Source organism: Acinetobacter terrae, from assembly GCF_013004375.1.
Taxonomy (GTDB): Bacteria; Pseudomonadota; Gammaproteobacteria; order Pseudomonadales; family Moraxellaceae; genus Acinetobacter; species Acinetobacter terrae.
In genome coordinates this window covers 1-21,171 of record NZ_JABERI010000002.1, presented here as the reverse complement: position 1 = coordinate 21,171, position 21,171 = coordinate 1, and the positions used below count along the sequence as shown (strand labels likewise).

Below are 21,171 nucleotides of genomic sequence, written 5' to 3'. Positions count from 1 at the left end.
ATGACTAGACAATTATTATTCAGTGCTTTACTTGCAACTTGCATGTTACAAGTGAGCGCCAGCGCATCTGTCGATCATAATATTTCTAAAGGTTTGGCACCTGTTTCTAAAGACCAGTCGATTAAAAAGCTGCAAGCTTTTAGAGGTGATTTTCGTATTTTAGGATCGAAAATTTATACCAGTGATGAGCAGGCTAAATTTTCGCCGATTGATTATGCTGTGAGTTGGGGCTTATTTGCTGAACCTGAAATTGCACGACATATATCCGTCAATCAATATGACCGTTATCTAAACTGGAAGATCGATCGTCTGCCTGTGCCAAAAGAGCAAGCCATGCAGATGGTGTCGAATATGCACATCATTCCTGCAAACCCACACATTGCCAAACAAATTAAAAATGTAAAACGTGGTGATCTGGTGCGTTTAAAAGGTGAGTTGGTTGAAATTAAAGATAAAGATTTGGTCTGGACTTCATCATTAACTCCAACAGATACCGGCGATGGTGCCTGCGAGTTATTCCGCGTCAGTTCAATTGAATGGATTGAAAAAGTAAAAGGTTAATCCTTTTAAAGTCCCTGTTTGGAAAAGGACGCTTTTTGATTTAAATAATTTTTAAATTCCACCCGACCTACCTTTTTCTAAGGGATGAGTAAAAAGCCCACTTTAATAAAGTGGGCTTTTTTATATAAGAAACTTATTTTGCAGTTAAGGCTTGAGCTTCAAACTGAATGCCATCCCAACCATTTTGCATAAACTGGCGAATATTTTGGTGATCCGTTGCTTCAGGTGTCGCTAGCACCGCAGCATAATGTTCCGCGAATAAACTTAAAGTTTGCGCTTGATCTAAACCATTCAGTTGAGCAAAAGAAAACACTTTTGCACTGCCTTGATTTTCAGTGGCAGCATTGGCTTGTTGGCCATTTTTAAATGCAGTTGGCGTGTGATTATAACGTGCTTCAATATACGCAATCACATCTGCAAATTTCGCTTCGCCTGCTTGAAGTTGTGCCAATAAATCTTGAGCCATAATTTTCATCAATCCATAGAAATAGTGAATTTAACCGCAAGACTATAACAATTTTTACGTGTTTTATTCAGCATTATTTCTTTGTAAAAAATACAGATTCATGCAAAAGTATGGGCTTAATCATGACAAGGTTGTGGATAAAAGACATGTTGTACACGACCTGTATTGGACGAAATAAATGAGCTGGTTATTGGTGGCGATGGGTGGTGCAATTGGCGCAAGTTTGCGTTATGGCGCAGGGGTGTTTTTGCTTAAACCGACAAGCGTATTCCCATGGACTACATGGTGGGTGAATATCTCTGGCTGCTTGCTCGCCGGTATTTTTTTTGCTTATAGCCAAAAATTTCCGAGCTTGCAAAATGAAGCGCGCTTGTTCTTGATGGTCGGTATTTTAGGGGGCTTTACCACATTTTCGAGTTTTGGTCTGGAAACCTTTCAGCTGTTAAAACATGGTCAGACCACACTCGCTTTGGGCTATGTAATTTCAAGTGTGATTATAGGTGTAATATTTTTGGCATTGGGTTTTTATCTGTTTCAATGGTTATTACACAGCAAATAAAACCTGAATACTGTTTGAGCTAAAAAATACAATAGATAAAAAAGAAGCCCAAGCTGGAGGAGAATGCTTGGGCTTTTCAAGTTTTAAGACTAACGTTGAAATCTTAAAATAATATGAAGTTAATGTGAGCGTTTGAAACGCGCAAAACGTTTATTGAAACTTGCCACGCGACCTTCATTGCTCGCTTGACGTTGCTCACCTGTATAAAACGGATGGGATGCACTTGAGACATCTAAAGTCACATAAGGATAGTCCTGACCTTGATAGCTTTTAGTTTGCTGGGTTTGCAAGGTACTGCCAATAATGAAATAGGCATCCGCATTGGTGTCATGGAACAGCACTTCACGATATTCTGGATGGATGTTAGCGCGCATGATGGACTCCAAAATCATTGTTAACATAGATATGTTATAACATAACATATCTTTTATCAAATAAAATATTTTGGCAAATAAAACCCAAATCAGGAGCTGTATTTGGGTTTTATTAATAGTTTATTGGCGCGGTGGCACCAGTTCATCAAACAGGTCATTAAGATTGTCATGCATTTTTAAATGAATCATGTTCCAGTAATGTCCAGACACGGTACGATTTACCATCAATGTTTCTGGTGAAGGCTTAAATACATCCCAATACTTCAATGAAGGTTTAAGCAACTCCATGCCATCATGATGTGCTGAATTTTCTTCAAAATCATACATGGTGGTGAGGGGGCGCATGAGGACTTCTAACCATTGATTATAGAGTTCAGCCGGGAATTTCCCTTGTTCGGAAATGGCATGTAAGGCATCCAGCTGTTGCTCCATCTCGGCAATATTGCCTTCACGGGCAGACTGAACCAAATGTTTAAAGTGCTGTACAGTTGCACTGGATAATGTTTTTACACCGCCGTAATCGTAAATAATCACCGTACCATCTTCACGGAAAGCAAAGTTTCCCGGATGCGGGTCGCAATGGAAGCGTTTTAAATAGAAAATCTCTTGCCCAATGGCACGGAATAAACGGCGCCCCAGTTCATTACGAGTTGCTTGAGACCAGGTGCTGGCAGTTTCAATACTTTCACCCTGTTCTAGGCTCAGGGTTAAAATGTGTCGTGAAGAATAGTCTTTATAAACTTGCGGAATAATAATTTTATTGTCTAGGGTTTTATGGAATGTACGCGCGACTTCTAAATTTTGCGCTTCAATCTCATAATTCAATTCATTGTCCAGACTTTCCTGAATTTCCTTGAACAGTCGATCTTGTAATTTACGATCGACTTTTAGCACACCCATTAAACGTAAAGCCAAACGCACTTGTTTCAGATCACTTTCGCAGGCTTCATCGACACCCGGATATTGCACCTTAACCACAACTTGCTGACCATTCGGCAGAAAAGCTTTGTGCACTTGTCCTATCGAAGCGGCGGCAAAAGGCTGTTCATCGAAGTGTTTAAAGATTTGATTGAGCGGTTTACCCAGCTCTTTTTCGACTTGAGCTTTAATTTCAGCAAAAGGCATCGCAGGGGCTTGGCGCTGTAACTTGCTAATGGCGCGAGCGACTTCAGGCGGAAAGATGTCTTTATATTGTGAAGCAATTTGCCCCACTTTCATGACCGCACCTTTCATTTCCCCAAGGGTATCCGCAATTTGTAGACCTATATCTTGAAAAAGTTTACTGCGCGAGGCATTTTTTTGTTCTTCATCGGCATTAAAATTTTTGATCTTATTTGAGACGGTTTTAGTTGCGATGCTCGCCGTCATAGTGGCAAGTTTCATAAAACGACGACCGGGTGTGCTAGCCGTTTTTGCCATGCGATATTCCTCAAGATCATCAAAGATGTGTTTCAATGATCATAGGCGTTAAACTTAATATTGCCTACTTTAAATTGTTAAAAGCTGCATTTTTACTGTTCGATTTTAAAAATTAAAAGTATTTTTTGCAGCTTAAATTAATGAAGTGATTGTGATTGTTTCTTACTCATCTTGTTGTTCATCTCATTCCTTTTTCATGAGAAAAGGAATGAGATCGGGATATTTAAGCAGTTTTGATCCGGTTATTAATCATAAATAAACGGGTCAATAACAGCACACAGGCAACAGTTAAACCAACAATCAAGCCGACCCAAACCCCAGCCGCTTTCATTTCTGTAAAGCGTGCCAAGTAGACCCCAACAGGGAAAGCAATCACCCAATAGGCGATCATGGTGATCCACATTGGACCTTTGGTATCTTGCATACCACGCAGGCAACCTGCTGCACTGACTTGCCATGCATCCATCAACTGATAGGCAATTGCGAATAACAACAGATACATCGCCACTTGTGCCACCTCATAATCTGAAGTGTAAATCGAGACAATTTCAGGACGGAAGAACCAGATCAGCGCCATGGTGGCGATTGCTAAAACCGTGCCGGTCAATAATCCCAGATACTGAACTTTACGCATCGCCAGCCAGTTCTGTTCACCATAATAAGTCCCAATACGAATGGTGAGTGCGATCGCGAGTGACATTGGAATCATAAATAACTGTGAGGTCACGGAAATGGCAATCTGGTGTGCTGCTACCAAGGTTTCGCCCAAAGGACTTAAAACAATCGCGGCGGTACTGAAAATACTGACTTCAAAAAAGATCGCTAAACCAATCGGGAAACCGAGCTGTAAAATACGTTTTACCCAATACGGATCAATTTTTTCCCATGCGGCAAAGACTTGGGTTTTACGGTAAGCCTTGCCTTTAAACACATACATCGCCAAAGCAATGAACATCAGCCATTGCAAAATAGCAGTCGCAAAACCACAGCCTGCGCTGCCCAGTTCAGGAATTGGACCTAAGCCATACATAAAAATAAAGTTCAGTGGAACCAATGCAACCAATGCGCCCAGACTAATCGCTGTGACAGGACGTGGATAGCCCAGTGCTTCAGAGTAGCCGCGTAGCGCTGCATACATGGTGACTGCTGGCATACCTAAACCAATGGCATGCAAGAATAAACTTGCTTTAGGCAGTAACGCTTCAGGTACGCCCAAAACAGGCAATAAAAACGGCATGACCTGTAAAATCAGTGCGGCAATAATCCCTAAAACAAAGGCAACCCAGAGTGACTGCCGTGCAATGGTAGCAATTTTTTCTGGAGTACGCGCGCCGTTGGCTTCGGCAACCAAAGGAGTCGTTGCAATCATGATACCACTGAATAACAGCATCACTGGAATCCACAAACCCACCCCGACTGCAATGGCAGCAAGGTCAGTTGGGGAAAGATGCCCCGCCATAATGGTATCAATCAGACCCAAACCTGCTTGGGAAAATTGAGTCACCAAAATTGGAATCATCAAATGGAAGAGTTGTTTTAATTCATAACGGGTCGTTGTAAGCGACGAGACATTAGACACAAAAATTACTCATCATGTGCTTAGAATAATGAGGTGTTAGCGTTGTAAAGTGAGAAGCACACCAATAAAAATCACTACGCCACCGAATAGACGTTGCCAATTGATCGCTGTTTTTTCTGTACCCAATAAACCAAAATGATCTAGGAACATTGAGGTGACGACCTGTCCAAAAACAATCAGTCCTGTGAGCGTGAGAAACCCCAGTTTGGGCGCGGTATAAATGCTGAAGCTAATCGCATAAACCCCTAAAAACCCACCCAACCACATAAACCACGGCAGTTGAGTCAAAGTTGTAAGATTAGGTTTATCAACATTTTGAAAAAACACCAACACAGCGAGCACTATTGTACCAACCAAAAAGGATAAAAGGGCGGCTTGCAAAGGTGAATATAGAGATTCTCTTAACTGGCTATTAATTGCAGTTTGAAAAGTCATGGCAATACCAATACCCATGGCTAAGGGCATCAGCAAGAGTAACTGGGCTGATATTTTCATCATATTAAGCATTTATTCTTGTTGAGTTTTTCTTAGTCTAAAACAATAACACGGAGAATTTCTCAGAGTCTTGATGCAGTCATGTTAAAATATTCATCTTCCTGTTTTGTTGTTTTGAGCTTATTCCTTGGCTGATTTAAATCCTGCACTTGTTCCAATGTCTTTATATATTCACATGCCGTGGTGTGTGCGGAAGTGTCCGTATTGCGACTTTAATTCGCATGCAGTACCGGATGGAAAACTGTCTTTAGATTTAGAGCAGGAATATTTACAGGCTTTGGTTGAAGACTTTAAAACACAGCTCGATTTTGCTCAAGGCCGCCAGATTCATAGCGTATTTATTGGTGGCGGTACACCCTCGTTAATTTCTGCCAAAGGTTATGTTTGGCTGTTCGAGCAACTGAAAAGTATTATTCCGTTTGAAGATGGCTGTGAAATTACTTTGGAAGCCAATCCGGGAACGGTGGAGCACGATCCATTTGCAGGTTATTTAGAGGCAGGGATTAACCGTCTTTCCATTGGTGTGCAAAGTTTTAATACGGATCACCTGAAAAAATTAGGTCGTATTCACAGTAATGATGATGCAATCAATGCCATTCATTTAGCCCGCGATGCAGGTTTTGAACGCATCAATGTCGATTTGATGCATGGCTTGCCAGAACAGACTTTAGAGCAGGCGTTACTGGATTTAAAACTGGCGGTAGAAAATGGCGCAACCCATGTGTCATGGTATCAGCTGACCATTGAACCGAATACGGTATTTTTCCGTACCCAACCTATTTTACCTGTTGAAGATGTGTTGGAAGATATTCAGGAACAGGGCGAAGCCTATTTAAAGGCCCAAGGTTTTGTGAACTATGAAGTATCGGCTTGGCGTAAAGAAAAGCCATCTGCACATAATTTAAATTACTGGCAGTTTGGCGATTATTTGGCGATTGGCGCAGGTGCTCACGGTAAAGTCACCCAACCTGATGGTGTCTATCGTTTCCAGAAAACCCGTTTGCCGAAAGACTATTTAGCCAAAGTTCCAGCAGAGCATCTTCAATTTAAAAAGATTGAAAATGAAGACATGCCGTTTGAATTTATGATGAATGCCCTGCGTTTAAATGAGGGTGTAGAAGCAAAACTTTATCACGAACGTACAGGTTTAGACTTGGCTGATTTAAATGAACTTTTAAACTCATTACGTACACGTAAGTTGATGGTTGAAGATCAAACCCGTCTGTCTTGTACAGAGCAAGGGCATGTGTTTTTAAATTCGGTATTGGAAGAGTTTCTTTAAGAATGAAGGTGAAACTTTAAAACTTTGGATACAGGGTGAAGTCATCCGCAACTGTTTGAGGTATGAGGTGCATTGCACCGCAAGATTAAAAGTTTAATGTTTCTGAGAAGAACAGAATAATTAGACGGTATTTGACGAGTTTTGCGATGAGAACATTTGAAACATGTTTCAAGTGTTCGTAAGGTGGTTTTGTTCTTGTGCAGCAGCTTTGCTGCTCATGACGAAACTAAAGTAATGAATGAGCTTCAGCTATAAAACTACCTGAAGTAAAAGGTTCACAGCGGAGTCTTACCATTTGTACATCGTATAAAAGGATTTCGTCTGGTTCTTTTTTAAAAAAGAACAAAAAACTTCCGCCATTCACAAAACCTGTTCTACTTCTTTAATTGAGCTATTCCCTCGCAAAAACATTTTTTTCAAATTTAGAGCAGGTTGTGAATGGCAATTACGCGTATCTATTTATATTCATTATAAAAAGTATCTTTGATTTTAGAGTATAGATTTTCAAGAAACTCCCAATAAGGGAATTTGGTTATTTCATGAATATTTTGATGAAAAACTATTCTTAATGAATATTCATTTTTTAAAACTAAAATAAAGGGATGTGCTGTTTCTTCGAATTGATGTGCTGTTAAATCAATTACATATTTTTGGTTTTCTAACCAGTAATGATGTTGATTTTTATCATTGGTACCTTTCATTAGTTTAAAATCCGTTATTCCTTCATTATTTAATAATCTATTTAAAATTAAAGAAGATTCTTCACAATAATTCTTAGGAAAGACATTGATATTAGAGAATCTAGGAAAGTTATTTTCGAAGCAAATTAAAGCGCGCTGAGAAATTTCTAGGATTTTTTTTGAATTCTTTAAGGTCATCTTATAAAAGCATGAAATTTTAATGTTCTAAGTTTAATAAAAATAGCGCTTTAGCGCTCTTTTTATTAACAATGTTTAGGTGGCATCGGTGGCAATTTGGGGTGCGGACCATTGTCATGGTGCTTATTTTTAAAGAAACCTTTGTGATCTTTAATTTATGTCTAAATGCTCGAGTAGTTAAATTATTTCTGAATGATGAGTCGATTGAAAAATTCAGCTTTTATCAAATTTATTTTTTATGTATTAATTTTCATTCGATAAATACGGCCCAAGAATTGTCCAGTGTTTCCTATGGTATATAAAATGTAGAGCTGATGGTTTTGACTATCTACCGTTAGGCCTTCTGGCTCCCAATATTGGATGGCATGATTCGATAAGGAATCAAAATGACCAAGTGTCACATGATCCATTTTTTGAATCAGTTTGCCGGTTAAGTCATAAACATAAATTCTTTTAGGGCCTTTATTTTTATTTCCGCTTAACAAATATACATAAACCCCATCGGTAGTGAGGCCTTGGAATGCAGATTTGTCATGAGTGAAGCCTGAATCAATAGGCCATTCATCTTCATACAAGAAACGAATATCTGTTAAGTTTTTTTGGGTGATGAGATCTAATTTAAAAACACGGATGACATTCATTTTATGGTTATTGCCTCGCACCAGCAGATATTTTCCATCCGGTGTGATCGAAGGCATGGTGTTGGTGATCTTGCTATATCGTTTATCAAATACCTGAATGATTTGGATATTACTGGGCGCAGCATTGGGCATATATTGAAATTTGAGAATATACCAACCTTTATTGGGAATGCCGGCTCCCGCAGAAGCAAAAATAAAGTCACTGTATGGATCGACTGAAATGCCTTGATGACCAATAAGCGAGGAGGATTTTTGCGCATCTTGCGCAGACCATAAATTTGAGTGGTGCAACTTAAATCTATTAATCACGCCTTGTTCAGGTTGACCCTCGACATGCGTGGTGTACAAAAAATTGTGTCGGTGATCAAGCGCTAATCCTTGAAGAATATGAAAATTGCCCAGTCCTGTTCTGATCAGGGTAATCGGCTGGGCAGCATCACCCAAGTTGGCAGGATCAGGGGAATCAAGATTTTGCTCAAGATGAAGGGCATTTAGAGGAGCAGTTGCACTATAAGTCTGATAAAAGCGACTCAGAAACGAAAATAATTTTTTCATCTAAAAGGCCACTGGATTGATTTTTTATTATTCTATGCTTTTGGAAATTGAGCTTGCATTGGGATTATTGTAGCGCATAAAAAAGAGCACCGAAGTGCTCTTTTATTTTGACTCAAACTTTACAGCTTAGTAGTCAAAACTAAAGTGTTCAGGTGCTAAAGAAATCATGGTTTTCGATGGATTCACCATGGCTTCTGCATGACCTTGGGTACGAGGCAATATACGCTCGAAGTAGAAATCGGCAACTTTGATTTTTGCTTTATAGAATTCAGGAACTTCTGCACCGTTACCCGATTCCAATTTTTCAGAAGCGACAGCAGCTTGTTGCGCCCAATAGTAAGCCATCATCGCATAGCCAGAGAACATCAAGAAATCTACAGAAGCTGAAGAAACGATGTCACGGTCTTTACGTGCTGCAAGCATGAGGCGTACAGTTAAAGCGTTCCATTGTGCACAAATCTTGGTTAAGTCCCATGCAAAACGGCGCATGTATTTGTTAGGTGCATGACGACCGCAGAAACGCAAGATTTCAGCAGTATAATCACGTACCACTTTGCCTTTAGAAGAAAGCAGAACCTTACGACCAATCAGGTCGAGTGCCTGAACACCGGTTGTACCTTCGTACAGGGTCGCAATACGTGCATCACGTGCAATTTGTTCCATGCCATGTTCTTTAATATAACCATGACCACCGAACACTTGCATACCGTGGTTAGCCGCTTCAAGACCCAATTCAGTCAAGAAACCTTTCAAGATTGGCGTGTAGAAACCAAGCTTGTCATCATATTCTTCAAACTTCGCTTGGTCGCCTTGAGTCAGCGCATCGGTCATTTTGTCGGCAAGCTGTGCAGCATGATAAATCATGGCACGACCACCTTCAGCAATGGCTTTTTGAGTCAGCAACATACGGCGCACGTCAGCATGGTGAATGATTGCATCTGCAACTTGTTCAGGGTCTTTCTTGCCTGATAAAGCGCGCATAGACATACGCTCTTTGGCATACGGTAATGCACCCTGGAAAGACAATTCTGCATGGGCAATACCTTGAACCGCTGTACCAATACGTGCAGTGTTCATAAAGGTAAACATGGCATGTAAACCTTTGTGCGGTTCACCAATCAGGTAACCTGTCGCAGCATCAAAGTTTAATACGGCTGTTGCTGAAGCACGGATCCCCATTTTATGTTCGATTGAACCACAAGTCACAGGATTACGTTCACCCACGCCACCCTCGGCAGTCGGGATAAATTTCGGTACGATAAATAATGAAATACCGCGCGTACCTGCAGGTGCATCTGGAAGGCGAGCCAGCACAATATGGACAATATTTTCAGTCAGGTCATGTTCACCTGCAGAGATGAAGATTTTGGTCCCGGTGATTTTATAGGTGCCATCAGCTTGCGGTTCAGCTTTAGATTTTACCTGACCCAAGTCAGTACCACATTGTGGTTCAGTCAAGCACATGGTGCCCGACCAGGTTCCCGCAGTTAAATGCGGCATGTAGGTATTTTTTTGTTCTTCAGTCCCGAACTGCATGATGGTATTCATACAGCCCATGCTCAAACCTGGATACATGGTAAATGACCAGTTTGCCGTACCCATCATTTCAGATTTGATCAGGTTAAGCGACATCGGTAAGCCTTGACCACCAAACTCTTCAGGATAAGACAGACCTTGCCAGCCACCTTGCACGAATTGGTCATAGGCTTCTTTAAAGCCTTTAGGAGTTTTAACTTCGCCATTTTCAAAATGACAGCCTTCTTCATCACCAGACTGGTTTAAAGGAGAGAGGACGTTTTCACAAAAATCTGCTGCACCTTCAAGAATCATGTCTACAGTGTCAGGATCGGCAGCTTCGCCATTGGATAAAGTTTTGTAATGTTCTGGGTAATCAAAAACTTCATTCATTAAAAAGCGAATGTCGTGTAAAGGAGCTTTATAAGTTGGCATAGTGTTAATCCTAATTTAGAAATAGTTTTGGATTATCCGAATCGATAGTTTGATTATTCACATTGTTCATCAAAATACATTGATGGTGTAGCCTGGGAAAAATGTCAGAAAGGCGAATTATAAGTGGATGAATTTAGCTATTAATGTAACTGATTATATTGTTGGGTTTACATTTTTAATGTATTTCATGCAAAAAAATATTGTAAATAATAATTAAATTAAGATGTTAGTGTATGTGTTGAGTTTTGGATAAGTGAATATTTGAATAATTTTCAGGAACTTCAATGAATGAATCATGATGTCATAAAAGCCAGTTTAAAAACATTTTTTTGTGGGTAATATTGAAAAGAAGCAAGGATTTACTTCTTTTCAATCGCTTTATTTCAAACAGTTAAAGAAAATCTTTCAGTGCTGGCTTTACCCCATTCCAGATTGAGAATGACTCAATCGCTTGCCCCACCAGCATGCCATAACCTTCTGAAGTCGGAATGCCGCGAGCTTTGGCTTGATCTAAAAAGCTCGATGGTTTGCCATAGGTCATTTCATAGGCATGTTTAAATTGTAAAGATTCAGGTAAAACCAGAGCATCGCCACTTAGGCTGGCAGATGTCGCATTAATCACAAGATCAAACTCACCCGCCAAATCATCTAAAGAGATTGCAGCAAGTGTTGCTTGGGGAACGGCATCTTTTAAATCGGCAACCAGTTGTTCAGCACGGGCAAGGGTACGATTGGCAATCACGATTTTTTTCACGCCAGCCTGAACTAAAGGGTAGACCACACCACGTGTTGCCCCACCTGCACCAATAATCAAAATATCGGTATTGTCCAGCTTCCAATCCAGGGCTTTAATCGCATCCACTAAGCCTTGACCATCGGTGTTATCACCATGCAGCTTGCCATCTTGCATCCACAACGTATTTACCGCTTTGGCAATTTTGGCACGTTCCGTCAGGACTTGGCACTGTGCAAACGCTTGTTCCTTAAAAGGCACGGTCACGTTCATGCCGATGCCACCCTCGGCAAAGAACGCCTTGATATTGGCTTCAAAACCATCAAGAGGCGCAAGACGCTTGCTGTAATTCAGGTCAATGCCTGTTTTTTTGGCAAAAGCATGATGAAGTTCTGGCGAACGTGACTGTTCGATTGGATGCCCAACCACCGCGAATTGTTTGCTCATTTCACAAAGTCCATGTGCGGAAATGGCATTCAATATACGTGATTTTTAAACAAGGCTAAAGTCAGAAGAAGGGAAAAAAGAAAAGTTAAGCAGGCATAAAAAGCAATTTAGTGAGGTTCAGAGAATTAAAGCGGATTGAAATAATATTAAGGATTACAGATTTCGTGAACCATATCTTCTAGCCACATTGCTGCGGTAAAAAACAAGGCAAACCCTGCAAAGACACTAAATGTAATCGATAAACTATCAGAAAGGCTATTGTCTGATGAGAATGTGATGGCGATGGAACATAGGATTAGGGTGAATATGGACCAAAATAAAATCACTTTGTGATTTAAAATTTTATCTAACATTGTTGGCTTCCTAAAGCACGATTTTTTTAATTGATATGTGCTTTTTAAATATGTGTGAATAGTAAATTGAATTTCTTAGTCTAAACGATTTTGTAAAATCTACAGAGTCTAGTGCTGTAAGGAAATATGTCAGTAGAATTATTATAAGTAAAATATGATGAATTTTTTATGACATGAAAATATGGATTTAATTTTTTATTGTTCTAAGTATCTAATTTTATGTACAAAGAAAATAATGAATATAAAAAATCCCTTCATCCAAAATGGAAAAAGGGATTAAAGATTTTAAATATATTTTTAATTATTGAAGTTCAGTCAACCAATCCTGTGGTTTTAAATAATAGTCAGTTAAGCGTTTTTCAGCAGAATTTTCTTCCCATTCCGGACGATACGACCAAGCAGCAAGCGGCGGCATACTGACTAAAATCGATTCAATCCGACCACCGGTTTGTAGACCAAATAGAGTGCCACGGTCATAAACCAAATTATATTCCACATAACGCCCACGACGGTAGAGCTGGAAATCACGTTGCGCTTTGGTATAAGGTTGATTTTGATGGCGCTGGAAAATTGGCAAGATCGCTTCCAAATAACCATTACCGACTGCTTGAATGTATTTAAAGCAGGTTTCAAAGTCCCACTGATTTAAATCGTCAAAGAACAATCCACCCACGCCACGTTGTTCATCACGATGTTTTAAATAGAAGTAGTCATCACACCATTTTTTGTGTTCCGCATAAACCGTGTCACCAAATGGCGCACAAAGATCATGGGCTTTTTGGTGCCAGGCCAATACATCTTGATCATCCGGATAGAAGGGGGTTAAGTCAAAACCGCCTCCAAACCACCATACTGGATCTTGTCCTTCAGACTCTGCAACAAACAAACGCACGTTGGCATGTGAAGTTGGAACATTGGGATTTTTTGGATGAATCACCAACGACACACCCATGGCCTGCGCTTTGGCACCTGCAATTTGGGGATGACGCTCAGTTGCAGACGCCGGTAATTTTGAAATGTTGATGTGAGAAAACATCACACCACCTTTTTCAATCACGGTGCCATTTTGCAAAACACGTGAACGGCCGCCGCCACCTTCCGGGCGTTCCCAATCATCAATCTCAAAATGAGCAGTGCCACCGCTCTCTAATTCTCGTTGTTCTAGACCTGCACAAATACGTGCCTGTAAATCGAGGAGAAATTCGCGAACGCGTTGAATATCAGCGGAATTAGGATGCTGCATCAGAACCCTCATGGGGAAAGATAGAGAATGCATACATCAAAACATAAAATCATAAAAAAATTAAGGGATTTTTACCAATTGATCTCACTGGGAAAAGCGGTAATGCTTTTTCAAAATGGAAAATGAATTCAAGATATTCCGACTAAAAGGCTGGGTTGAATTCATTGATCAAGCTCAGCACAATAAGGAAAAGCCGACCGTTTATCTTCGGTCAGCGTGGTTAATTCAAATGGGGCAATCTTGATGTCAAAGCTGGCAAGTTCTTTAATTCAAAAATATAATGTTCCGGGGCCACGCTATACCAGTTATCCAACGGTGCCATATTGGCAAGAGGATTTGTTTTCTTTGCAGCTTTGGAAAGAAACATTAAAACGATCTTTTGATGAATCTAATCAAAGCGAGGGGATTAGTCTTTATATCCATCTGCCATTTTGTGAAAGTTTATGCACCTTCTGCGGCTGTCATAAACGGGTCACTAAACGCCATGAGGTGGAACAGCCTTATATACAGGCAGTGGTGAAAGAATGGGATTTATATTGCCAGTTGTTGCAAGACAAACCGGTCATCAAGGAAATTCACTTGGGCGGGGGAACGCCGACGTTTTTTTCAGTGCAACATTTACAACAACTGATTCAAGGCATTCTGTCTAAAGCCGAGATTGCAGCACAGCACGAATTTAGCTTTGAAGGACATCCCAACAATACGACCAAAGAGCATTTACAAGCCCTGTATGATTTGGGCTTTCGTCGGGTCAGTTATGGGGTGCAGGACTATAACGAAAAAGTGCAAAAAGCCATTCACCGCATTCAGCCGTTTGAACATGTAGAACGGGTCACCCAATGGGCGAGAGAGATTGGCTATGAGTCGATTTCGCATGATCTGGTATTTGGTTTGCCGTTCCAGAATCTGGATGATGTGCTGAATACCATCGACCAGACCAACCGTTTAATGCCTGACCGTTTGGCCTTTTATAGCTATGCACATGTGCCCTGGATTAAGGGCAATGGTCAGCGTGGTTTTAAAGATGGCGATGTACCTAAAGATGAGTTGAAGCGCCAATGCTATGAGGAGGGTAAAAAGAAATTACTCGCACACGGTTATCATGAAATTGGCATGGATCATTTTGCCTTGGAAAAAGATGGCATGTATCAGTCTTTTCAACAAGGGACTTTGCATCGCAACTTTATGGGCTATACCGCGTCAAAAACGCAAGTGATGATTGGCTTGGGTATATCATCGATTAGCGACAGCTGGTATAGCTTTGCCCAGAATGAAAAGAAACTGGAAGATTATTATGCACGATTGGAAAATAATGAAATTCCGGTGTATAGAGGACATGTGCTCAACACAGAAGATTTAATGATTCGTAAACATATCCTGAACTTGATGTGTACGTTTACAACTTCATGGTTGGATGCCGAGATGCAATTTCCTGAAATTGATGAAGTGTTGATGCAACTTGAAGAAATGCAACAGGATGAATTGATTAAAATCGAAAACCGATCAGTCACAATTTTAGAAAAAGGCAAACCCTTTGTACGCAATATCTGTATGGCGTTTGATTTGCACTTAAAGCGTAAAAAGCCTGAAAACCGGATTTTCTCGATGACGATTTAATAATCCCTCCAAACCTCCCTTTGATAAAGGGAGACTTCACTTATCTTAAACAAAGAGGGGCGGAACTCCCTCCTTTACTAAAGGAGGGTTGGGGTGGATTTGTAGAAAAACAGATTTTTAAAAATCGCCTTTTTTATACATATGCGCCATGCGTTCATGTTTGGTTTTTAGATATTCTGCATTGAACGGATTTAAGCCGACAGTGAGGGGAACACGATCTACCACATCAATACCCAGTTCTTCTAATGCTGCAATTTTTGAAGGATTGTTGGTGACAAGTTTAACTTGTTTGATCTTTAAATGATCAAGCATGATCGTGCACATGTCATAACGTCGCGCATCTGCAGGTAAATTCAACATCAGATTGGCATCCACGGTATCATGCCCCTGATCTTGCAGGGCATAGGCGCGAATTTTATTGGTCAGTCCAATGCCACGACCTTCTTGGCGCAAGTATAAAATCACGCCTTGACCGACTTCATTAATGAGTTTCATGGTGGCCTGCAGTTGTGGTCCACAATCACACTTCAGTGAGGCAAAGGCATCACCGGTTAAACATTCAGAGTGAATCCGAACCAGTACCGGATCGGTCGGTGGGGTATCGAGTCCTTTAGAAAGTGCGACATGTTCTTCACCGGTTTGAGGATCTTGAAATACAGTGATTTTAAATTCACCAAAAGCGGTTGGTAATCTTGAAGTTGCGACAAATTCTATAGGCACTGCTTAACCCGTCAAATAGTTCATTAATTGGCTAAAGTATAGCGTAATGCTTGGACATTGGTAGAATTGCTATGATGAAATTATGCAGAAGATTTTCTTTTTTGTATAAAGCGAACGATAATGGTTGATAAATAGTAAGATTATTCAGGATAATCTCGCTCATGAACAAACACCCAGTGTAGAGATCTGCCTCTAAACTGCATCGCTAGAAATGTGGCTGATTTAAAGGTGATACAATTCGACACTTACTTGTGCTCGAATAACCCATTTACCTAGCTTAGGATTTGCCAGGCTTTAGAAGGCTTTGCCATTTATGTTGTATACAGAAATACCGACTCATCGCCCTGTAACACCGTTGCTGGATACGATTGATCATCCGCAACAATTAAGATTGCTCGAGCGCAGCCAATTAGAAAAAGTGGCGGATGAGTTACGTCAGTACATTTTGTATGCAGCAGGACAAAGTGGCGGGCATTTTGGTGCCAATCTGGGTGTGATCGAACTGACGGTGGCTTTGCACTATTGTTTTAATACCCCGCATGACCGCCTTATTTGGGATGTTGGTCATCAGGCTTACCCGCATAAAGCCTTAACCGGTCGCCGTGAGCAATTGATCACCATTCGCGCCAAAGATGGCTTGGCAGCTTTCCCATCTCGTGAAGAATCAGTTTTTGATACCTTTGGTGTAGGCCATTCCTCAACAGCAATTTCAGCTGGACTGGGTATGGCACTGGCTCGTCGTTATCAAAAAGACCCCTGTGAAGTGGTTTCGATTATCGGTGATGGCGCAATGACCGCAGGTATGGCTTTTGAAGCCATGAATGATGCGGTGGCACACAATGCCGATTTAATCGTGGTGCTGAATGATAACGACATGTCTATTTCATGCAGTACCGGCGGTTTTGCCAAGCATTTGGCTGCCATTTGGGAACGTGGTCATTCGGTAAATGTGTCCGATGAGGGTGACGCTTATATTCAGCCGCATCCTGCATGGACCTATAATTCCCGTTTACATAGTGCAGCAACAGATGCTGCAGACAACTTATTTAAAGCCATTGGTTTTGACTACTTTGGTCCTTTCGATGGTCATGATGTCAATCAACTGGTACAAGTCTTTGATGCACTGAAAAAACGTAAAGGGCCACGTTTAATTCATGTCTATACCAAAAAAGGTAAAGGCTTTGCACCAGCGGAAGCAGATCAAATTAAATATCATGCGATCAGCAAAATAAATTCAACGCCTGTATTAAATACAGCCCCTAAATATTCGGATGTATTTGGGCAATGGCTGTGTGACGAAGCAGCACAAGATGACCGCTTACTCGCAATTACACCGGCAATGTGTGAAGGCTCGGGCATGGTACAGTTCGCCAAGCAGTTCCCTGAGCGCTTTTTTGATGTGGCGATTGCTGAACAACATGCTGTGACTTTGGCTGCCGGTATGGCATGTGAAGGCTTAAAACCGGTTGTTGCCATTTACTCGACCTTCTTGCAACGTGGTTATGATCAACTGATTCACGATGTTGCCTTGCAAAATCTGGATGTGACCTTTGGCATCGACCGTGCCGGTTTGGTCGGTGAAGATGGCCCAACCCATGCAGGTGCTTATGACTACGCTTTTATGCGCACTGTACCGAATATGGTGGTTATGGCGCCTAAAGATGAAAATGAATGTCGCCAGATGTTACATACAGCTTATCAATACAATGGTCCTGCGGCTGTGCGTTATCCGCGTGGCAATGGTGTCGGTGTTGAAATACAACAACAATTGACTGCTTTAGAGATTGGTAAAGCGGAAATTGTGGCCAGTTTTAATGAACAACAAGATGAACAAATTAGTATTCTGGCATTTGGCAGTCGTGTAACGGTTGCGATTGAAGCAGCACAAGCATTGGCACAAGTACATGATGTGGGCGTTCGTGTCGTCAACATGCGCTTTGTGAAACCTTTAGATGAACAGATGATTGCAGCATTAGCGAGTACCACCAGTTTATTTGTGACAGTCGAAGAACATGCGGTTATGGCAGGTGCGGGTAGTGCGGTAAATGAATATCTGGCTCAAGCACAAATTGTTAAACCGACTTTAAATTTAGGTTTACCTGATATTTTCATGCATCAAGCTTCACATGCACAAATGTTGCAACAGGCTGGACTTGATGCCAAAGGCATTGAAAAATCAATTGAATTAGCCTGGCTAAAGCTTGTGCAAACCGTTTCATCATGATGAATTAAATTTTAGAAACATTTTTTCCCCTAAAAGCCCTCATATTTGCTAAAATGTGCGGGCTTTTATGCATTATTCTTTATCAGTTTCTTTAAATTTGTAGTGGGTGTTCAATGGAACCTATGGTGGTTATGGCTGCGCGTGCGGCTCAATTAGTTGGTCAAGAGCTTTTAAAAGCGCATCAAAATCGTCATAAACTCGATCTACAAGTCGAAGAAAAAGGGATTGATGGTCCGGTAACGCGTGTAGATCGTTATTTGGAACAGTTGACTATCGATACTCTACGTAAAAGCTATAAAAACCACAGCTTCCTTGGTGAAGAGTTTGGTATGCAAGAAGGTCAAGGTCACGACGCTGATTGGTGTTGGGTGATCGATCCTTTGGACGGTACTTTAAACTTCATTAACGGTTTTCCACATTTCTGTATCTCAATTGCAGTTCAACATAAAGGCGTAACTCAACACGGTGTTATTTATGACCCTGTGAAAGACGAGCTTTTCTCTGCAAGTCGTGGCCGCGGTGCCATGATGAATCAACGTCGTATTCGCGTAAATATTAAAGACAACCTAGACAAGACGTTCTTGGCTGTAGGCCATGCTTACCGTAATAAACGTAACGGTGAAGTGGTTTCTTATGCGAAAAACCATTTTGATTCATTATTAAACGTGACTGAAGCGGGTGCACAATTCCGTCGTTCAGGTTCTGCTGCGTTAGACTTGGCTTATGTTGCTGCCGGTCGTTTTGATGGTTACTTCGAACTTGGTTTGAAGCCTTGGGACATCGCTGCAGGCGAGTTACTCGTAAAAGAAGCAGGTGGTACTGTAGTGGATGCACGTGGTGGTGCCGATTCTATGGACAATGGTCAAGTAATTGCTTGCTCTATGAAAATGCTAAAACCTTTAATGCAAGCTGTCGTTCCAGCTTGGGGTGAAGCCGCAAAGTAATACCGATTTAATCGAGTGATATGACAAAGAAAAGCTCTCCATGTGAGGGCTTTTTTATTGTCAGGCAAAGTTGATATTCATCTTTAACGCTGGTTTTGATCGCTTTTAAAGAGACTTTATTAAAAACGGTATGATTACTGAGAAATTTACGATTAAAAAATAAACAAAATTAAGTTGTAAAATAGACTGTTACTGAAAAAAACAGTACCAATGCATAATTCAATCGAAAAAAATGATTACTTTTTAAAATTATTCTGTTATTATGCCGCCACGCACTTAAATTTCCGTTCTTTACCTGAACATTATCTTCTAATCATTGTATGCGCGTCCTGTCCATAGAGAGGACATATCCTTCGCGCCCCAATCGCTTAAGCGATTCCTTCAGGTTTGCGGCCGTAATCATATACGTGCGTTATATCCACATCGACGTTATTCGGATCGCTGCTGAATCCTTATTTTTTCAGCTCTATTTGCTGTGCCGCTTTTTGCCGATGTCCATATTGTAATTTATTAAATGGAGCACCCACTTCAGGGTGAACACTCTCTATGAGCAAAACTTTTGCTGATTTTTCCCTCGATGAGTCTTTAACACTAGCTATCGAAGGTTTAGGCTTTACTACGCCAACTCCTGTACAAGAACAAGCAATTCCAGCTGCACTAGAAGGTAAAGACCTTTTAGTATCAAGCCAAACAGGTTCTGGTAAAACTGCTGCATTCTTGTTACCTACTTTAAATGGTTTAGCAAATCAAGATTCGCTTATATCATTTAAAGACCGCATGAAAGCGGTGACTCAACCGAATATCCTTGTGATTTCTCCTACTCGTGAATTAGCACAACAAGTATGTCAAGATGCGATTGCATTGGTTCGTCATATGAAAGGTGTTCGTGTTGCTGCGATCATGGGTGGTATGCCTTTCGGTAAACAAATTCAACAATTAAAAGGTGCACAAGTTGTAGTTGCGACTCCAGGTCGTTTACTTGATCTTGTAAACCGTCGTCAACTTAAACTTGACATGGTTGACGCGTTAATCGTCGACGAAGCTGACCGTATGCTTGACTTGGGTTTCTCTGAAGACCTAGAAGCAATTGGTGAATTAGCAGCTAACCGTAAACAAACATTAATGTTCTCTGCAACTTTTGCACCGCGTATCATTACGCTTGCAGAACGCATGATGAATGATCCTATGCGTATTGCGATCGAAACTGGTCACTCTACAAATACAGACATCACTCAAACATTGCATTGGACTGATGGTTTTGAACACAAGAAAAAATTGCTTACTCACTGGTTATCTGATGAATCAGTAGATCAAGCAGTTGTGTTTGCAAGCACTCAAGAAGATACAGATATGCTGGCTGAAGAACTTGCTGAAGCAGGTCTATCAGTTGTAGCACTTCATGGTGCTATGCCACAGACTGTTCGTAACCGTCGTTTACGCAGCATCCGTGAAGGTCGTGCAAAAATCCTTGTTGCTACAGACGTAGCGGCGCGTGGTCTTGACGTACCAACAATTTCACACGTAATCAACTTCGGTTTACCGATGAAAAACGAAGACTATGTACACCGTATCGGTCGTACAGGTCGTGCCGGTCGTACAGGTAATGCAATTACTTTAGCGACTTACCGTGAACGCGGTAAAATCCGTGCGCTTGAAGACTTCCTAGATGCACGTTTGAACGTGTCTGAAATTGAAGGTCTTGAGCCATCTCCACCTCCTGCACGCGGTGCTCGTGATGGCGGCGGTCGTGATGGCGGTGGTCGTGGTCGTGGCGGTTTCGGCGGTGGTCGTGGTCGTGATGGCGGCGGTCGTAGCGGCGGCGGTTTCAGCGGTGGTCGTGATGGCGGTCGTGGCGGTGATCGTCCACAACGTAGCTTTGATGACAAACCACGTGGCGAACGTCCTTCTTATGGCGATGATCGTCCTAAGCGTGATTTCGGTGATCGTCCAGCTCCACGTCGTGAAGGCGGTTTTGGTGATCGTCCACAACGTTCTTTCGATGATCGTCCAAAACGTGATTTCGGTGATCGTCCAGCTCCAGCTCGTCGTGAAGGCGGTTTCGGTGATCGTCCACAACGTTCGTTTGATGATCGTCCAAAACGTGATTTTGGTGATCGTCCAGCTCCAGCTC

At 41.3% G+C, this 21,171-nt stretch carries 19 protein-coding genes; 7 read left to right on the top strand and 12 right to left on the bottom strand.

Going from position 1 to position 21,171, the window contains the following annotated elements; translation table 11 throughout:
- Positions 1-561, top strand: a complete 561-nt coding sequence (locus HLH14_RS01900) for a hypothetical protein (RefSeq protein ID WP_171532530.1) — start codon at positions 1-3, stop codon at positions 559-561.
- A gap of 133 nt (positions 562-694) precedes the next feature.
- Here the strand turns inward: HLH14_RS01900 and HLH14_RS01895 are convergent, their stop codons facing one another.
- Positions 695-1,027 (bottom strand): HopJ type III effector protein, encoded by a 333-nt coding sequence (locus tag HLH14_RS01895; protein WP_171532529.1) that lies wholly within the window; start codon positions 1,025-1,027, stop codon positions 695-697.
- Positions 1,028-1,205: 178 nt separating this feature from the next.
- Between HLH14_RS01895 and crcB the strand changes: the two genes are divergently transcribed.
- The gene (gene crcB, locus HLH14_RS01890; RefSeq protein ID WP_171532528.1) at positions 1,206-1,586 is read left to right on the top strand and encodes a fluoride efflux transporter CrcB; all 381 of its coding nucleotides are present in this window, start codon (positions 1,206-1,208) and stop codon (positions 1,584-1,586) included.
- 119 nt (positions 1,587-1,705) lie between these two features.
- Here crcB and HLH14_RS01885 read toward each other — a convergent pair whose 3' ends face one another.
- The 4 genes from HLH14_RS01885 to HLH14_RS01870 form a co-directional block, all read right to left on the bottom strand.
- Positions 1,706-1,960 (bottom strand): type B 50S ribosomal protein L31, encoded by a 255-nt coding sequence (locus HLH14_RS01885; RefSeq protein WP_171532527.1) that lies wholly within the window; start codon positions 1,958-1,960, stop codon positions 1,706-1,708.
- 120 nt (positions 1,961-2,080) lie between these two features.
- Positions 2,081-3,379, bottom strand: coding sequence for an ABC1 kinase family protein (locus tag HLH14_RS01880; protein ID WP_171532526.1), 1,299 nt, complete (start codon positions 3,377-3,379; stop codon positions 2,081-2,083).
- 223 nt (positions 3,380-3,602) lie between these two features.
- Positions 3,603-4,958, bottom strand: a complete 1,356-nt coding sequence (locus tag HLH14_RS01875) for an MATE family efflux transporter (protein WP_328703806.1) — start codon at positions 4,956-4,958, stop codon at positions 3,603-3,605.
- Positions 4,959-4,994: 36 nt separating this feature from the next.
- Entirely contained in the window at positions 4,995-5,456 is a 462-nt protein-coding gene (locus HLH14_RS01870) for a DMT family transporter (protein WP_171532525.1), read from the bottom strand.
- A 124-nt stretch (positions 5,457-5,580) separates the two neighbouring features.
- Between HLH14_RS01870 and hemW the strand changes: the two genes are divergently transcribed.
- Positions 5,581-6,735, top strand: a complete 1,155-nt coding sequence (gene hemW / locus HLH14_RS01865; protein ID WP_171532524.1) for a radical SAM family heme chaperone HemW — start codon at positions 5,581-5,583, stop codon at positions 6,733-6,735.
- 455 nt (positions 6,736-7,190) lie between these two features.
- Here hemW and HLH14_RS15885 read toward each other — a convergent pair whose 3' ends face one another.
- From HLH14_RS15885 to hemF, 6 genes are all read right to left on the bottom strand, one after another.
- The gene (locus HLH14_RS15885) at positions 7,191-7,613 is read right to left on the bottom strand and encodes a hypothetical protein (RefSeq protein WP_235940447.1); all 423 of its coding nucleotides are present in this window, start codon (positions 7,611-7,613) and stop codon (positions 7,191-7,193) included.
- Between the two features lie 236 nt (positions 7,614-7,849).
- Positions 7,850-8,809 (bottom strand): phage baseplate protein, encoded by a 960-nt coding sequence (locus tag HLH14_RS01855; protein WP_171532523.1) that lies wholly within the window; start codon positions 8,807-8,809, stop codon positions 7,850-7,852.
- A gap of 126 nt (positions 8,810-8,935) precedes the next feature.
- The gene (locus tag HLH14_RS01850; RefSeq protein ID WP_171532522.1) at positions 8,936-10,759 is read right to left on the bottom strand and encodes an acyl-CoA dehydrogenase C-terminal domain-containing protein; all 1,824 of its coding nucleotides are present in this window, start codon (positions 10,757-10,759) and stop codon (positions 8,936-8,938) included.
- Positions 10,760-11,150: 391 nt separating this feature from the next.
- Positions 11,151-11,939 (bottom strand): shikimate dehydrogenase, encoded by a 789-nt coding sequence (aroE, locus tag HLH14_RS01845; RefSeq protein ID WP_171532521.1) that lies wholly within the window; start codon positions 11,937-11,939, stop codon positions 11,151-11,153.
- Between the two features lie 146 nt (positions 11,940-12,085).
- Positions 12,086-12,292, bottom strand: a complete 207-nt coding sequence (locus HLH14_RS01840; RefSeq protein WP_067726711.1) for a hypothetical protein — start codon at positions 12,290-12,292, stop codon at positions 12,086-12,088.
- A gap of 301 nt (positions 12,293-12,593) precedes the next feature.
- The gene (hemF, locus tag HLH14_RS01835) at positions 12,594-13,535 is read right to left on the bottom strand and encodes an oxygen-dependent coproporphyrinogen oxidase (RefSeq protein WP_171532520.1); all 942 of its coding nucleotides are present in this window, start codon (positions 13,533-13,535) and stop codon (positions 12,594-12,596) included.
- Positions 13,536-13,778: 243 nt separating this feature from the next.
- Between hemF and hemN the strand changes: the two genes are divergently transcribed.
- Entirely contained in the window at positions 13,779-15,152 is a 1,374-nt protein-coding gene (hemN, locus tag HLH14_RS01830) for an oxygen-independent coproporphyrinogen III oxidase (RefSeq protein WP_171532519.1), read from the top strand.
- 117 nt (positions 15,153-15,269) lie between these two features.
- Here the strand turns inward: hemN and ribA are convergent, their stop codons facing one another.
- Positions 15,270-15,872, bottom strand: a complete 603-nt coding sequence (gene ribA / locus HLH14_RS01825) for a GTP cyclohydrolase II (RefSeq protein ID WP_086194145.1) — start codon at positions 15,870-15,872, stop codon at positions 15,270-15,272.
- 313 nt (positions 15,873-16,185) lie between these two features.
- Here ribA and dxs point away from each other — a divergent pair, with 313 nt between their 5' ends.
- From dxs to HLH14_RS01810, 3 genes are all read left to right on the top strand, one after another.
- A complete protein-coding gene (dxs, locus tag HLH14_RS01820; protein WP_171532518.1) occupies positions 16,186-18,096 on the top strand; it encodes a 1-deoxy-D-xylulose-5-phosphate synthase in 1,911 nt (636 codons plus the stop codon).
- A gap of 113 nt (positions 18,097-18,209) precedes the next feature.
- Positions 18,210-19,040 (top strand): inositol monophosphatase family protein, encoded by an 831-nt coding sequence (locus HLH14_RS01815; RefSeq protein ID WP_171532517.1) that lies wholly within the window; start codon positions 18,210-18,212, stop codon positions 19,038-19,040.
- Between the two features lie 546 nt (positions 19,041-19,586).
- The coding region (locus tag HLH14_RS01810; protein WP_171532516.1) for a DEAD/DEAH box helicase at positions 19,587-21,171 on the top strand (1,585 nt) is incomplete at its 3' end.

Coding starts and splice junctions, on each gene's coding strand:
- HLH14_RS01900 (WP_171532530.1), top strand. CDS start 1: ATGACTAGACAATTATTATTCAGTGCTTTACTTGCAACTTGCATGTTA.
- HLH14_RS01895 (WP_171532529.1), bottom strand. CDS start 1,027: ATGGCTCAAGATTTATTGGCACAACTTCAAGCAGGCGAAGCGAAATTT.
- crcB (WP_171532528.1), top strand. CDS start 1,206: ATGAGCTGGTTATTGGTGGCGATGGGTGGTGCAATTGGCGCAAGTTTG.
- HLH14_RS01885 (WP_171532527.1), bottom strand. CDS start 1,960: ATGCGCGCTAACATCCATCCAGAATATCGTGAAGTGCTGTTCCATGAC.
- HLH14_RS01880 (WP_171532526.1), bottom strand. CDS start 3,379: ATGGCAAAAACGGCTAGCACACCCGGTCGTCGTTTTATGAAACTTGCC.
- HLH14_RS01870 (WP_171532525.1), bottom strand. CDS start 5,456: ATGATGAAAATATCAGCCCAGTTACTCTTGCTGATGCCCTTAGCCATG.
- HLH14_RS15885 (WP_235940447.1), bottom strand. CDS start 7,613: ATGACCTTAAAGAATTCAAAAAAAATCCTAGAAATTTCTCAGCGCGCT.
- HLH14_RS01855 (WP_171532523.1), bottom strand. CDS start 8,809: ATGAAAAAATTATTTTCGTTTCTGAGTCGCTTTTATCAGACTTATAGT.
- HLH14_RS01850 (WP_171532522.1), bottom strand. CDS start 10,759: ATGCCAACTTATAAAGCTCCTTTACACGACATTCGCTTTTTAATGAAT.
- aroE (WP_171532521.1), bottom strand. CDS start 11,939: ATGAGCAAACAATTCGCGGTGGTTGGGCATCCAATCGAACAGTCACGT.
- HLH14_RS01840 (WP_067726711.1), bottom strand. CDS start 12,292: ATGTTAGATAAAATTTTAAATCACAAAGTGATTTTATTTTGGTCCATA.
- hemF (WP_171532520.1), bottom strand. CDS start 13,535: ATGCAGCATCCTAATTCCGCTGATATTCAACGCGTTCGCGAATTTCTC.
- hemN (WP_171532519.1), top strand. CDS start 13,779: ATGTCAAAGCTGGCAAGTTCTTTAATTCAAAAATATAATGTTCCGGGG.
- dxs (WP_171532518.1), top strand. CDS start 16,186: ATGTTGTATACAGAAATACCGACTCATCGCCCTGTAACACCGTTGCTG.
- HLH14_RS01815 (WP_171532517.1), top strand. CDS start 18,210: ATGGAACCTATGGTGGTTATGGCTGCGCGTGCGGCTCAATTAGTTGGT.